The 13,894-nt window shown below is 67.4% G+C and carries 15 protein-coding genes; 7 read left to right on the top strand and 8 right to left on the bottom strand.

Annotated features, from left to right (window positions below; genetic code table 11):
* Positions 1 to 123 precede the first annotated feature (123 nt).
* Positions 124 to 1,023, bottom strand: a complete 900-nt coding sequence (gene rarD / locus WS75_RS09490) for an EamA family transporter RarD (RefSeq protein ID WP_059680246.1) — start codon at positions 1,021 to 1,023, stop codon at positions 124 to 126.
* A 12-nt stretch (positions 1,024 to 1,035) separates the two neighbouring features.
* Complete coding sequence (locus WS75_RS09485) at positions 1,036 to 1,332, bottom strand: acylphosphatase (protein ID WP_012367074.1); 297 nt, start codon at positions 1,330 to 1,332, stop codon at positions 1,036 to 1,038.
* Positions 1,333 to 1,536: 204 nt separating this feature from the next.
* Between WS75_RS09485 and hpnA the strand changes: the two genes are divergently transcribed.
* Both hpnA and WS75_RS09475 read left to right on the top strand, forming a co-directional pair.
* The gene (hpnA, locus tag WS75_RS09480; protein ID WP_059680245.1) at positions 1,537 to 2,544 is read left to right on the top strand and encodes a hopanoid-associated sugar epimerase; all 1,008 of its coding nucleotides are present in this window, start codon (positions 1,537 to 1,539) and stop codon (positions 2,542 to 2,544) included.
* A gap of 108 nt (positions 2,545 to 2,652) precedes the next feature.
* Positions 2,653 to 4,050 (top strand): hypothetical protein, encoded by a 1,398-nt coding sequence (locus WS75_RS09475; RefSeq protein ID WP_059680244.1) that lies wholly within the window; start codon positions 2,653 to 2,655, stop codon positions 4,048 to 4,050.
* A 105-nt stretch (positions 4,051 to 4,155) separates the two neighbouring features.
* Here the strand turns inward: WS75_RS09475 and WS75_RS09470 are convergent, their stop codons facing one another.
* Positions 4,156 to 5,343, bottom strand: coding sequence for a glycosyltransferase (locus WS75_RS09470; protein ID WP_059680243.1), 1,188 nt, complete (start codon positions 5,341 to 5,343; stop codon positions 4,156 to 4,158).
* A 418-nt stretch (positions 5,344 to 5,761) separates the two neighbouring features.
* Here WS75_RS09470 and ispH point away from each other — a divergent pair, with 418 nt between their 5' ends.
* Entirely contained in the window at positions 5,762 to 6,703 is a 942-nt protein-coding gene (gene ispH, locus WS75_RS09465; RefSeq protein ID WP_059680242.1) for a 4-hydroxy-3-methylbut-2-enyl diphosphate reductase, read from the top strand.
* A 12-nt stretch (positions 6,704 to 6,715) separates the two neighbouring features.
* Entirely contained in the window at positions 6,716 to 7,876 is a 1,161-nt protein-coding gene (gene hpnH / locus WS75_RS09460; RefSeq protein WP_044844979.1) for an adenosyl-hopene transferase HpnH, read from the top strand.
* A gap of 150 nt (positions 7,877 to 8,026) precedes the next feature.
* Here the strand turns inward: hpnH and WS75_RS09455 are convergent, their stop codons facing one another.
* The 3 genes from WS75_RS09455 to WS75_RS09440 form a co-directional block, all read right to left on the bottom strand.
* Entirely contained in the window at positions 8,027 to 8,287 is a 261-nt protein-coding gene (locus WS75_RS09455) for a hypothetical protein (RefSeq protein WP_059680241.1), read from the bottom strand.
* Positions 8,288 to 8,468: 181 nt separating this feature from the next.
* The gene (locus WS75_RS09450; RefSeq protein WP_059680240.1) at positions 8,469 to 8,948 is read right to left on the bottom strand and encodes a hypothetical protein; all 480 of its coding nucleotides are present in this window, start codon (positions 8,946 to 8,948) and stop codon (positions 8,469 to 8,471) included.
* Positions 8,949 to 9,174: 226 nt separating this feature from the next.
* Positions 9,175 to 9,552, bottom strand: coding sequence for a hypothetical protein (locus WS75_RS09440; RefSeq protein WP_059680409.1), 378 nt, complete (start codon positions 9,550 to 9,552; stop codon positions 9,175 to 9,177).
* 492 nt (positions 9,553 to 10,044) lie between these two features.
* Between WS75_RS09440 and WS75_RS09435 the strand changes: the two genes are divergently transcribed.
* Together WS75_RS09435 and WS75_RS09430 are read left to right on the top strand one after the other, a co-directional pair.
* Positions 10,045 to 10,398, top strand: coding sequence for a DOPA 4,5-dioxygenase family protein (locus WS75_RS09435; protein ID WP_059680239.1), 354 nt, complete (start codon positions 10,045 to 10,047; stop codon positions 10,396 to 10,398).
* A 118-nt stretch (positions 10,399 to 10,516) separates the two neighbouring features.
* Positions 10,517 to 10,948 carry a nuclear transport factor 2 family protein gene (locus tag WS75_RS09430; protein ID WP_059680238.1) on the top strand — a complete coding sequence of 144 codons (432 nt, stop codon included), beginning with the start codon at positions 10,517 to 10,519 and terminating at the stop codon, positions 10,946 to 10,948.
* Between the two features lie 64 nt (positions 10,949 to 11,012).
* Here WS75_RS09430 and WS75_RS09425 read toward each other — a convergent pair whose 3' ends face one another.
* Both WS75_RS09425 and WS75_RS09420 read right to left on the bottom strand, forming a co-directional pair.
* Positions 11,013 to 11,786 (bottom strand): maleate cis-trans isomerase family protein, encoded by a 774-nt coding sequence (locus WS75_RS09425; protein ID WP_059680237.1) that lies wholly within the window; start codon positions 11,784 to 11,786, stop codon positions 11,013 to 11,015.
* An 80-nt stretch (positions 11,787 to 11,866) separates the two neighbouring features.
* Entirely contained in the window at positions 11,867 to 12,214 is a 348-nt protein-coding gene (locus tag WS75_RS09420; protein WP_059680236.1) for a RidA family protein, read from the bottom strand.
* 432 nt (positions 12,215 to 12,646) lie between these two features.
* On the opposite strand from WS75_RS09420, the gene WS75_RS09415 reads away from it, so the two are divergent.
* The gene (locus tag WS75_RS09415; RefSeq protein ID WP_059680235.1) at positions 12,647 to 13,888 is read left to right on the top strand and encodes a D-amino acid dehydrogenase; all 1,242 of its coding nucleotides are present in this window, start codon (positions 12,647 to 12,649) and stop codon (positions 13,886 to 13,888) included.
* The last annotated feature ends 6 nt before the right edge of the window (positions 13,889 to 13,894 follow it).

Raw genomic sequence — 13,894 nt, 5'->3', positions numbered from 1 at the left:
GCAACGCCGCCAGCCGGACGTCAGCGCGATGCCAGTCCGACGCCAGCATCGCGAGATTCGACGCAACGAACACACGCCGCGCGGCACGTTCGTTGCCGCCGTCGCGCCGCCGAGCGACGGCGCTCAGCCGCGCATGGGCAAGCGCCGCATCAGCAGCGCGCTGTGCCACGCGGTCAGCGCGACGGCGGCCCAGATCGGCCCGTACGTCGCGAGCTGCGCGACGCTCAGGGCCTCGCCGAGCAGCAACAACGACACCGCGACGAGCAGCACCGGCTCGACGTAGCCGAGGATCCCGAACAGCGCCATCGGCAGCATCCGGCTCGCCTTCAGGTAGCTCGCGAGCGCGAGCGTGCTGAGCACGCCGAGCCCCGGCAGCAGCATGGCCCACAGCAGCGGATGGCTGGCGACCGGCGTCGCACTTGTCGACACCATCGCGAGCGCGACCGGGCACAGTAGCGCGATCTCGAGCGCGAACGCGGCGAGCGAATCGGCGTTGATCCGGCGACGCAGCACGAAATACGGCGGATAGCCGAGCGCGACGACGAGCGTCGGCCACGCGAACGCGCGCGTCGCCCATACCTCGTGCGCGACGCCGAGCGCCGCGCACGCGACCGCTGCCCATTGCAGCGGGTCGAGGCGTTCGTGATAGTAGAAGCGGCCGACGAGCACCATCGTCAGCGGCAGCAGGAAATAGCCGAGCGACACTTCGAGCATGCGCCCGTGCAGCGGCGCCCACAGGAACAACCACAGCTGCAGGCCGAGCAGCGCCGCGCTCGCCGGCAGCGCGATCAGCAGGCGCCAGTCGCGCACGCTGCGCCGCACGAGCTCGACGAGCGCCGGCCAGCGGCCGCGCAGCGCGATCAGCGCGAGCGCGCCCGGCGCGGTCCACAATATGCGCCACGCGAAGATGTCGAGCCCCGTGAGCGGCGCGAGCAGTTTCGCGTAGGCGGACATCAGCGCGAACAGCGTCGACGCCAGCACCGACAGCAGGATGCCGCGCCCGGCCTCCGGATACCCCGTCATGTCGTTTTCGCCTTACTGCTGCTGGAAGCGCTCGAAACGCTTTTCGATCGGACGCTCCTCGAACGTGACCTCGGTCACGCGTGCGGACGGCGGCCCGTGGCGCAGCCACGCGAGCATCCGGTCGATCTGCGCGCCGGGGCCCTGGATCATCGCCTCGACGCTGCCGTCCTCGAGATTCGCGACCCAGCCGCGCAGCTTCAGCGCGTGCGCCTCGCGCACCGTCGCGTGACGGAAGCCAACGCCCTGCACGACGCCGCGCACCCGCACGTAGTAGGTCTCGATCCGTTCGTCCAGTTCATTACGGCTCATCGCGTCGCCCTCCCGTAGCATTCAAGCCCGGCATTGTAGTCGCGTCGGCCGCTTCGCACACGTGCCCGGCAAGCCGGCCGCGCGCGGCGGCCGTCGCCCGCTGCGGCCGCCGTGCGGCGCTCGCGTCGCAGGGCGCGCCGACCACGTACAATCTCGCCGACGCACAACCGCCGCGCCGCCCGCGCGCGGCCCTGAAGGAAACGCATGACTGATACCCCCCGCGATCTCGTTCTCGTCACCGGCGCGTCCGGTTTCGTCGGCTCGGCCGTCGCACGCATCGCGCAGCAGAAAGGCTATGCGGTGCGCGTGCTGGTGCGCCCGACCAGCCCGCGCACGAACGTCGCGGATCTCGACGCCGAGATCGTCACCGGCGACATGCGCGACGAGACGTCGATGCGCGCTGCGCTGCGCGGCGTGCGCTACCTGCTGCACGTGGCGGCCGACTACCGGCTGTGGGCGCCGGATCCGGACGAGATCGAGCGCGCGAACCTCGAGGGCGCGGTCGCGACGATGCGCGCCGCGCGTGCCGAAGGCGTCGAGCGGATCGTCTACACGAGCAGCGTCGCGACGCTGAAGGTCACGAGCGCAGGCGATCCGTCCGACGAAAACCGACCGCTGACCGCCGAGCAGGCGATCGGCGTGTACAAGCGCAGCAAGGTGCTGGCCGAGCGCGCGGTCGAGCGGATGATCGCCGACGAAGGGCTGCCGGCCGTGATCGTCAACCCGTCGACGCCGATCGGCCCGCGCGACGTGAAGCCGACGCCGACCGGCCGCATCATCGTCGAGGCCGCGCTCGGCAAGATTCCCGCGTTCGTCGATACCGGCCTGAACCTCGTGCACGTCGACGACGTCGCGCACGGCCACTTCCTCGCGCTCGAGCGCGGCCGCATCGGCGAGCGCTACATCCTCGGCGGCGAGAACCTGCCGCTGCAGCAGATGCTGACCGACATCGCGCAGATGACGAACCGCAAGGCGCCGACGATCGCGCTGCCGCGCTGGCCGCTCTATCCGCTCGCGATCGGTGCGGAGGCCGTCGCGAAGTTCACGAAGAAGGAGCCGTTCGTGACCGTCGACGGCTTGCGGATGTCGAAGAACAAGATGTATTTCACGTCCGCGAAGGCCGAACGCGAGCTCGGCTACCGCGCGCGTCCGTACCGCGAAGGACTGCGCGACGCGCTGGACTGGTTCGCCTCGGCGGGCTACCTGAAGTAACACAAAGCGGCGTGCTTCACGCCGCTTTGCGCACTTTGTTACACGTCGCTGACGGACCGGCACCGGCGCAGCGGTTAAAATCGCGGGTCTTACGCAGAGAAGACACGCATGAACCTGAACGAACAGATCGATTCGCTCAACGCGGGCGTCGATCGGCTCCTCCACGATCACCATGCCGCGCAGCAGGCGGCACGCAGCGCGGAAGCGTTCGCGCGCGCCGCCGCCGCGGAAGCCCAGGCCGCAGCCGAACGTCACGCCGCCGCCGAGACCGAAGCATTGGCCGCCGCGCAGCGCCACACGGCCGCAGCCGTCGACGCCGAGGCCGCGCAGCAGCGCCACGCCGACGCCACCGCACAGGCCGAAGCCGCCGCCCAACGCCACATCGAAGCCGCCGCACAGGCCGAGGCCGCCGCCCAGCGGCACGCCGAGGCGACCGCGCTGACCGAAGCGCTCGCGCAGCGTCATGCGGATGCCGAAGCCGCGTCGCAGCGTCATGCGGCCGCGATCGCCGAAGCCGAGGCCGCCGCGCAGCGTCATCACGCCGCCGCGACCGAAGCGGATGCCGCCGCGCAACGTCATGCAGCGGCCACCACGGAAGCCGAAGCCGCCGCGAAGCGCCACACAGCCGCGATCGCCGAGGCCGAGGCACTCGCGCAACGTCACGCGCAGGCGATCGCCGAGGCCGAGGCACTCGCGCAACGTCACATGCAGGCGATCGCCGAAGCGGAAGCCGCCGCGCAGCGCCATGTCGAGGCAACCGCCGAAGCACAAGCCGTCACGCTGCGTCACACCGAAGCGATCGCGCAAGCCGATGCGGCCGCGCAACGCCACGCGGCGGCGACTGCCGAGGCCGAGGCCGTCGCGCAACGCCACGCCGAAGCGATCGCACAGGCCGAAGCGGCCGCCGAGCGTCACGCGAAGGCGATCGCCGACGCGGAAGCGCTGGTCGAAGCCGTCGTGAAGGACGCCGCGACGAACGCGGCGGCTGTGGCAGCCACCCCGGCCGTCGCGGCTGAAGTCGCAGAGCCGGTTGTCGAATCCGCTGTTGAATCCGCTGTCGTGGCCGTGGCGGACGCAGCCACGGCACCGTCCGCCGAGGCCGGCACCGCTGTCGTCGCGCCGGCCGCCGGCACCGCAATCGAAGTCGCCCCCGCTGCCGAAACAGCGGACGCCGCCGCGGACAAGCCGACGTTGCACGTCGCCCGCCCGTCGCAGAACGAACTGACGCTGACCGTCAACGGCCAGTCGATCACGCTGCACCCGGAGCAGGTCGGCCAACTGATCGAGGAACTCGCGCATGCGCGCGCGTCGATGCAGCCGGAACCGCCGCCGGGCATCCCGGCCGGCTGGCGCTTCGTGACGACGAAGAACCCGATGATGGCCGTGCAGAAGCAGTCGAACGGCGACCGCCTGCTGGTCGCGCGCCACACCGGCTACGGCTGGGTGCCGTTCACGTTCTCGCCGGACGTCGTGATCCAGATGTACATGATGCTGACGCAGCGATAAGCACGCGTGGCGACGCCGTAAACGACAAAGCCCGATCGACTCACAATCGATCGGGCTTTTTGCTTGCCGAAATCCGGAGAAACGACCGGCATCCGCCGGCGCCTGTCAGCGCTCCACCGGCGCCTGCACACGCGCCTTCCACTGGCCGCCCTTGCCGCGCCAGTAGCGCCACGCCGACGCGAACGTCGCGCCGACGTAGAACAGCGCGACGAGCGGCAGCGCTGGCGCCCACAGTGGCGAGCGGCGGTAGTAGCGCAGCATCGGCGCATAGGCGGTGCACATCGACGCCCATGCGAGCCACGCCGGCCAGGCGCGCGCGCCATACGCGAGCGCGGCCACGGGCGGCACGAGGTAGATGATCGTCATGCCGAGCAGCGTGCCGGCGAGCAGCAGCGGCGAATAGTGGAGCTGCGTGAACGCGGTGCGCGCGATCATGTTCCAGATGTCGCGCCAGCTGTCGTACGGACGCAGCGACACGCTGCGGTCGGCCAGATCGAGCCGGATCGGATGCCGGCCGCTGCCGCGATGCTTGATCTGCGCGGCAAGGCTGCAGTCGTCGATCAGCGCGCCGCGGATCGATTCGATGCCGCCCGCCTCCTCGAGCGCGCTGCGCTTGACCAGCATGCAGCCGCCCGCGGCGCCAGCCGTCCGGTTGCGCGGATTGTTGATCCACGAGAACGGATAGAGCTTCGCGAAGAAGAACACGAACGCCGGAATCAGCGCCTTTTCCCAGAAAGAATCGCAGCGCAGCCGCACCATCAGCGATACCAGATCGCGCTGTTCGGCCTGCGCACGCGTGACGAGCTGGGCGACGGCGTCTGGCGGATGGCCGATGTCGGCATCGGTCAGCAGCAGATAGTCGGCCGGCAGCCCGAGCGTGCGCACCGCGGCGATGCCCTGCGACTGCGCCCACACCTTGCCCGACCAGCCGGCCGGCAGCGGCTTCGCGGCCAGCACCGTCAGGCGGTCGGCGCGGTTGATCGCGAGCGCGGCGGCGCGCGCCGCGTCGGCGGTGCCGTCGTCGCTGTGGTCGTCGACGATGATCAGATGGAAGTCGCCCGGATAATCCTGCTCGAGCAGCGACGTCGCCGCGCGGGCGATCACGTCGGCCTCGTTGCGCGCCGGCACGACCGCGACGACGGCCGGCCAGCCTGCCTCGGCCGCGGCGCCGCGCGCCTCGGGCGGCAGCGCCCGCGCGGGGCGCGCGCGCCAGAAGCCGCCGCGCGCAACGAGCAGCACGATCCAGATCAGCAGCGACAGGCCGGACACCAGGAAGGTAATCGCCAGCATCATCGGCACGCCTCCTGCCGGATGCCCGCGCGAACGGCACCGGATCGTCCCGCCATAATCAGGGTCGGAGTTAAAACACCCAAGACCGCATCGGCGGCAGGGCAACATGCGTAATAATCGACGGTCATCGAATGGCCTTGAAATGAGCGCGACGCCGGGCAGCCGGACAGACTGCCCGCGAAACCGCGCAGTTTACCGGGTTCCGCGCGCGCGAGCGCCGACGCGGCTCTGCGGCGAATGCAACACGGCCGATACAGCACCAGAGCAAGGACGGCGCGATAGGGTTAAAATGCGCGATTAATTCGGGGTTCCGGGGCCTGGCGTGGCCGGTTCGTTTCCTGCCTTAATAACATCAAGCCGGGGCGAGCGAGCAGTGCCAGCTCCTCGAACCCCGGCGTCTGTCGTCGGAGTTCGCTCACTTATGCGAGTCATCCTTGCCCAGCCCCGCGGCTTTTGTGCGGGGGTTGTCCGTGCGATCGAGATCGTCGATCGCGCGCTGCAACAGCACGGCGCGCCGGTCTATGTGCGTCATGAGATCGTGCATAACCGGCATGTCGTCGAAAACCTGCGTAATAAAGGGGCACGATTCGTTGAGGAGCTCGACGAGGTGCCGCATGGCGCTGTGGCGATCTTCAGCGCGCACGGCGTCGCCCAGACGGTCGAACGCGACGCCGAAACGCGCGGGCTCGACGTGCTGGACGCTACCTGCCCGCTCGTCACGAAAGTGCACGTGCAGGGCCGCCAGTACGTCGCGGCGGGCCGCCGGCTGATCCTGATCGGCCATGCGGGCCATCCGGAAGTCGAGGGCACGATCGGCCAGATTCCGGCCGAGGTGATCCTCGTGCAGAGCGAGGCAGAAGTCGCTACGCTGACGCTGCCGGTCGACACGCCGGTCGCGTACGTCACGCAGACGACGCTGTCGGTCGACGACACGCGCGGCATCATCGAAGCGCTGCAGCGCCGGTTCACCGACATCGTCGGCCCGGACACGCGCGACATCTGCTACGCAACGCAGAACCGCCAGGCCGCCGTGCGCGAGCTGAGCAGCCAGGTCGACGTGTTGCTGGTCGTCGGTGCGACGAACAGCTCGAACTCGAACCGCCTGCGCGAGATCGGCACCGAAAGCGGTGTGCCGAGCTATCTCGTCGCCGACGGCTCGGAAGTGAAGCCCGAATGGTTCGCGGGCGTGCAGACGGTCGGCCTGACCGCCGGCGCGTCGGCGCCCGAGGAAATGGTTGAGGATGTAATCGGCGCGCTGCGCGCGCTGGGGCCCGTCGATGTCACGACGATGGCGGGCCGTGAGGAAAAAGTCGAATTCAAGTTGCCGGCGAAGCTTACGCAAGCTGTCGCCCGCGAAGTTTAAGGAGGACAACTCTTGTCTATTCCGCTGCTCCAGCAAGTCCGCGTCGGCGCATACATCATGCGCCAACACCTGTCCGGCAACAAACGCTACCCGCTCGCGCTGATGCTCGAGCCGCTGTTCCGCTGCAACCTCGCCTGTAACGGCTGCGGCAAGATCGACTATCCGGACCCGATCCTGAACCAGCGCCTGTCCGTCGAGGAATGCCTGGAAGCCGTCGACGAATGCGGTGCGCCCATCGTGTCGATCGCCGGTGGCGAGCCGCTGCTCCACAAGGAGATGCCGGAGATCGTCAAGGGCATCATGAAGCGCAAGAAATTCGTGTACCTGTGCACGAACGCGCTGCTGATGGAAAAGAAGATGGACGACTACCAGCCGAATCCGTATTTCGTCTGGTCGGTCCACCTCGACGGCGACAAGGAGATGCACGATCACTCCGTGTCGCAGGATGGCGTGTACGACAAGGCCGTCGCGGCGATCAAGGAAGCGAAGCGCCGCGGCTTCCGCGTGAACATCAACTGCACGCTGTTCAACGATGCGATCCCCGAGCGCGTTGCGAAGTTCTTCGACACGCTGGGTCCGATCGGCGTCGACGGCATCACCGTGTCGCCGGGCTATGCGTACGAGCGCGCGCCGGATCAGCAGCACTTCCTGAACCGCGACAAGACGAAGAACCTGTTCCGCGAAATCCTGAAGCGCGGCGAAGGCGGCAAGCGCTGGTCGTTCAGCCAGTCGTCGCTGTTCCTCGACTTCCTGGCCGGCAACCAGACGTACAAGTGCACGCCGTGGGGCAACCCGGCGCGTACGGTGTTCGGCTGGCAGAAGCCGTGCTATCTGGTCGGCGAAGGTTACGTGAAGACCTTCAAGGAACTGATGGAAGACACGAACTGGGACAACTACGGCGTCGGCAACTACGAGAAGTGCGCGGACTGCATGGTCCACTGCGGCTTCGAAGCCACCGCCGTGATGGACACGATCGCGCATCCGCTGAAGGCGTTCGCCGTGAGCCGCAAGGGCATCAAGACCGAAGGCGCGTTCGCGCCGGACATCTCGATCGCGAAGCAGCGCCCGGCCGAGTACGTGTTCTCGCGCCACGTCGAGATCAAGCTCGAGGAAATCCAGCGCGCCGGCAAGGGCAAGCTGCAGAAGCCGGCGAAGCCGGCAACGGCGGCTTAAGCGCGTATCGCCGCACGGAGGTTCGCGCCTCCGCTGCGGCCCGCATCGAAGAAGCGCCACGGAGTTCGCTCCGTGGCGCTTTTGTTTGTCGGGCGTCGTCGCAAGGCCGCGTGCATTCCTGCATGCACGAGCATGCGAACGCCCGCACGCCTAGTGTCTCGACTCCGCCGCCGCGATCAGTTGCCATGCGGTCGGCCCGCGATCGAGCAGCGGGTCGGACGGCGGATCGAGATCGTGCCGATGCGCGTCGTCGGACGGCAACGCTTGCGACTTCGCGATGCCGATCTCGTCGCCGCAAACGGTGCATCGATAGATGCCCGCAACCGGCGTCTCGCTTCCCGGCGGCAGGTTCTCGTTGAATGCGCGGCCGCTTCCGCACGTGAAGTAGCCACCGATCCTGTATAGCGCCATCGCGCCTCCTGACTGAAACGAATGCACTCGCGGCGACACGCACGATCGCCGCGAACGCGAGGATGGATCGTCATCGACCGAAGCCGTTCGGCTCGTGTCGTGACATTGGGCGGCGAGCGGCAGCCCCGGGGACCGGAACACGCATGAAACGCAGCCAGGGTGCCGGCTGCGTTGCCACCGCTCAATGCAGTACGGCCGGTTCCCGCATTCGGGCCGCCGCCTGCGCGACCAGCCCCGGCTGCTCGCTGGACGCGAACGCGCACACGTGGCGCCACAGCTCGGCGAGCCGGTGCCGCGTGAGCGTCGCGACGCACGCGTCGTTCGCGGCGAGCAGACGCTCGAGTGCCGCGCACTCGTCGTCGTGCAGCGTCCATGCGCCGCTTTGCGCGGCGCGCGCCATGCTCGCGTCGAGCACGCGCTCCGCGTCGACGCACAGGTCGATGTTCGCATCCGGGGATACCGCGTCGTCGAGCGCGAGGAACACCAGGTAGACGCTCGTGCGCAGCCGCATCAGCAACGTTTCGCTGCCGTGCTCGCCGCGCAGCGCGACGAGCGCCATGTGGCATTTCAGCGAGATGTCGCGCACATGCGCGGGCGGCAGCGGCAGCAGCCACTCGCGCGTCAACGGCGTGCGGCGACGGCCTTTTCGAGCGGCCTTCATGATTCGCCCTCGCCTGCCGCGACGTCGTCCACGTCGAATGCCGGCCACGCGGTGCGGCACGCGACGGCGCCGCGGCGCGCGTCGCGATGGCCGTTCGCGCGGCGTCGCGCGCCGCCGCACACGTCGCACCGCCGCCGCGTCGCGCACGCCTGGGGTAACCGGCGAATCGCGGATGCGCGCAACACGTCGGGGAGTCGGTCAAGGCATGCCATGCTCTGCTCCTGCATCAGAACGTGTTCTCGCCCTTCAGGTAGTACGCGGTCTTCACGAAGAACGCCTTCACCGGATGGCCGCTCTGCGCTGCGCTGGCCGCGCGCGCTTCCATCGCGGCCTTCTCCTCGCGCGAGCGGTCGGGCACCGGGTACCTCACGCGTTCGATCGCACGCTGCATCGCGAGCGGATAGTTCTGGTTGCCGGCTGTCGTCGCACGATAGCCGGCGCGCGTCATCTGCGTCAGTTGCATATCGGTTTCGGCACGCGCCGCCGACCAGGTCAACGGCGCGACGTTCGACTGCCACTCGGTATCGACGGACTGCGCGAAGCTCGCGGCGGGCAACACGGCAAGCGCGCCGGACAGGAAAGCAAGGGAAACAACGGATCGCATCATGGCCTCCAGATGGTTGTGTCCGCATCGATCGTCGTCGATGCGGTGCAATCATCGTATGTCGCGAGGCCACGCGCTTGAATAGCCGATTCCGCAATGGATATTTTCGGCATCGACGGACGGGGTGCGATCCACGCGATTCGCCAATGCTGCCTGAGCGGAATTTCTTTATTTCATTCAACTACCTGATCGCGTTTTTGCAGACGAATCGACGAGGCACGTCAATCGCTTTTGCGGTTTTTGAAATGACGTATTGCCGATGCGATTTCGGTACAAGCCCTGCCAGGCTAGGCTTTCGGCACGATGCCGCACACGCCGGCACAACCGGGAAACGATTCGACGAATGCACCGGATTCCCTGACACACGACAAATCCACCGCGCCGATTTACCGCTTCGCGACGAGACGTGTCCCGCGAGGACGCGAGATAATTGCGCATCGCGCCGTCAGGCGCGGCACTTATCCGTTCCCTATTCTTCTCTCGAGTTCCACCATGGCTGCCATCGACACCACCGCCATCGACAGTTGGCACGCACACGTCTACTTCGACGCCGCGAGCCGCGACGCAGCATGGGCGTTCCGCCTCGTCGTCGAAGAACGATTCGGCGCGATCATCGAGCTCGGCCGCTTTCACGAGCGTCTCGTCGGCCCGCATCCGGCGTGGTCCTACCAGATCGCGTTCGACGCCGCGCAGTTCGACACCATCGTGCCGTGGCTCGTGCTGAATCACGGCGCGCTCGACGTCTTCCTGCATCCGAATACCGGCGACGATCTGCGCGACCACCGCGACAGCGCGGTGTGGATCGGCAAGTCGCATGACCTGAATCTCGGCGCGCTGGCCGGCTGACGGGCGGCACGCGGTCGCGTTCGGCATACGCGACATCCACGTTTCGGCCCGGGCTGAAACGTCCGGCGGCACGGTGTCGATACAGTGGTTCCGTTACCCACGTTTGCCGGAAGCCGCCATGACACAAGCCGACACCGATGCGCAACGCGTCCATCAAGACTGGCACGCCGCCGTCGTCGCGCGCGACCTCGATGCGCTGATGGCGCTGTATGCGGACGACGCGATACTCGAAACGCCGCTGATCGTCGTCACGCTGCCCGATCACGGCTCCGGCGTGCTGCACGGCAAGGCCGCGATCGGCGCGTTCTTCGCGGCGGGCCTGCGCAATCCCGGGAACAAGCTCGGACGCTGGTATCGAACCGGGCTGTTCTTCTCGAACGGCCGGCAACTCACGTGGGAATATCCGCGCGAAACGCCCGAAGGCGATCAGGTCGATCTCGTCGAGGTGATGGATCTGCGCGACGGGCTGATCGCGCATCACCGCGTGTACTGGGGATGGGTCGGGTTTCACGCGTTGACGGCCGCCGCCGCCGCGCGCGAGCGCGCCTGACGGACGCGGCACGGCACCGGTCGGCCACTGCCTGCCGCCACTCGGCCGCGTGCCGCGCTGCGCGTCAGACCGTGAAAAGTCGCCCGAACTGCGGCAGCGTATCGTCGACCCCGCCAAGCCGCAGCGCATGCCACGCCATCGCGTGATTGCTCGACGTCACCGGCTTGCCAAGCTCACGCTCGATCCCGGCAACGTGATCCGCCAGCCGAAGCGACGTGCATGACACGAATACCGCTTCGACGTCCGGATGACGGCCTATTTCGAGAATCGCGCGGCGCACCGACGCAGCGTCGATGCGTGCGACCTCGTTGTCGTCCGAATGCTCGAACGAGCCCATCCGCACGACGTCGATGCCGCGCTGCGCGAGATAGTCGCGCAACGATTCGTTGATGGTCCGCAGATACGGCGTCAGGAGCGCGATGCGGCGCGTGCCGAGCGCATTCAACGCGACCCTCGCGGCCGTGACCGGCGTCGTGCACGCGACGTTCGGGCGCGCCTCGCGAATCCGCTCGATCACCCTGTCCTCGCCGAGCACCATCGATGCGGACGTGCAGCCGAACGCAACCACGTCGAGCCGCTCGCCCGGCCGGATCACGGCGACGCCCGGCGCGATCCGCGTATCCATCTCGCGCAGCGTCTCGGGCGTGATGTCGGCCGAATTGGCGATACGGCTTTCATAGAAGCCGACCCCGTCGAGCGCCAGCAGCTTGCGCCATTCGTATTCGATCGTATGATCGGTCGCGAGCACGACGAGGCCGATCGCCGCGCGACGCGCAATGCCGTCGTCAAGCGAGAAATCCAGTCGTACGTATCGTTCCGCAGATTCCAGGATGTCCATGTGCAGGATGTCCGTTCAAGTGTATGCCGTGCGCCGCCAGGCCGGCAGCGGTGCCGGCGCCGGTCGGCGCGCCCGCCTGGCTATGCCGCCGCGATCACCGCGATTTCGACCGTGTATTGCGGAAATGCCAGCTTCGATTCGACACAGGCCCGCGCGGGCGCGTGTCCGTCCGGGACCCACGCATCCCAGATCGCGTTCATGTCGTCGAACGTCGTGTAATCGGCGAGCCAGATGCTGGCCGACAGAATCTTCGTCTTGTCCGACCCGACCTGTTCGAGCAGGCGATCGATTTTCGCGAGGATCTGCGCGGTCTGCCCCTTCACGTCCTGACTCGGATCCCCCGCGACCTGCCCGGCCAGAAAGGCCAGCCCGCCATGTACGACGGCCTGGCTCATCCGCTTGCCGTTTTCGTAACGCCTGATCTGCATTGCGCCTCCTGAAAAGTGTCGATACCACCCACTGATGGTCGACACAGGCTAGATCATTTCACACACATCTGTCGACACTTTTATCGACAAACTCTTTGTTTCGCACGAATATGAGATCCGTCGAAGGACGCGCCAACCGGCATGCGAGGGCCCGAAACAACATGTCACTCAACAACGAGACGTGCCGCCAAGCCCTGTCGGACGGCCCTCCGGGCGCATCGCCGTCACCGCGATCGCGCGATCGCGCACGGTGCGACGACACCGTGCTACCGGGTCGACGTGCTTACCCGCATTGCATTTGCCGCTCGTTAAATATACATTTGTGTCGACACTTTTTAGTGGCGTCATGCTCGTCGCGGAAGGCGGGATCGAAGGTCCGCCAGTCGCTCGCCGCACCGGCATGCAGGAGCCGCATTCAGACTCGAGGACATCATGAAAGCTATCGTGCTTGGCGCAGGCGTGGTCGGCGTCACGACCGCCTATCAGCTCCAGAAGGACGGCCACGAAGTCGTCCTGATCGACCGGCAGGACGTCGTGGCCGGCGAGACGAGCTGGGGCAATGCCGGGATGATCGCGCCCGGTCATTCGTTCGTCTGGTCGTCGCCGAAAGCGCCGATGACGCTGCTTAAATCGCTGTTCCTGAAGGATCAGGCGTTGCGTTTCCGGTTCTCCGCCGACCCGCGCCTCTATACCTGGTCGTGGCAGTTCCTGATGGAGTGCACGGCGGAAAAGGCGCGCCGCAACACGCTGCTCAAACACCGGCTGGCCGCGTATTCTCAAGCGGTGCTCGCACAGATCGTGGCCGACGATCCGCTCGACTACGACCGCAACGAACGCGGCATTCTCTATTTCCACCGCAGCCAGGAAGCGCTCGATCGCGGCGTCGAACAGATGAAGCTGCTCGAGTCGGACGGTCAGGTCATCAAGGTGCTGTCGCGCGATGAAGTCGTCGCCGTCGATCCGGCGCTGTCGTCGGCCAGGGACGGGATCGTCGGCGCGATCTATTGCCCGACCGACGAAACCGGCGATCCGGCCAAGTTCACGCGCGCGCTGGCCGGGAAAATCGCCGCTCGCGGCGGGCAGATCCGGACCGGCGCCACCATTCGCCGCATCGAAACCGCCGGCGACAAAGTGATCCGCATCGATACGGACACCGGCCCGGTCATCGGCGACGTCTACGTGCTGGCGCTCGGCAGCTACAGCCCGTTCCTGGCCCGGCAGATCGGCATCCATCTGCCGATCTACCCGGTGAAGGGTTACTCGCTCACGATCCCGATCGACGGACGGCCGTCGCCGCCCGGCGTGGCCGCGGTGGACGAGCACAATCTGGTCGCGATCTCGCGCTTCGGCGACCGGATCCGCGTCACGGCCACCGCGGAATTCGCCGGCTACGACACCGGCCACCGGCCATCGGATTTCGCGTTCATGAAACGCGTCACGCAGGCGCTCTATCCGGATGGCGCGAACTACGACCGTGCCGAAATGTGGGCGGGCCTGCGGCCGATGACGCCCAACAACCTGCCGTGCTTCGGCCGCCGGCAATATCGCAACCTGTTCCTGAATACCGGCCACGGTCACATCGGCTGGACGATGTCGCACGGCTCGGCGCGCATCACGGCCGACCTGATCGCCGGCCGCACGCCGGCCATTCCCATGCAGGGCCTCGTCGCGTAAACGGGG

The sequence above is a fragment of the Burkholderia sp. FL-7-2-10-S1-D7 genome, from assembly GCF_001524185.1.
In the GTDB taxonomy this organism is placed as follows: Bacteria; Pseudomonadota; Gammaproteobacteria; order Burkholderiales; family Burkholderiaceae; genus Burkholderia; species Burkholderia diffusa.
The sequence above is the reverse complement of the archived record's forward strand: the minus strand, read 5'-3'. Positions and strand labels throughout refer to the sequence as shown.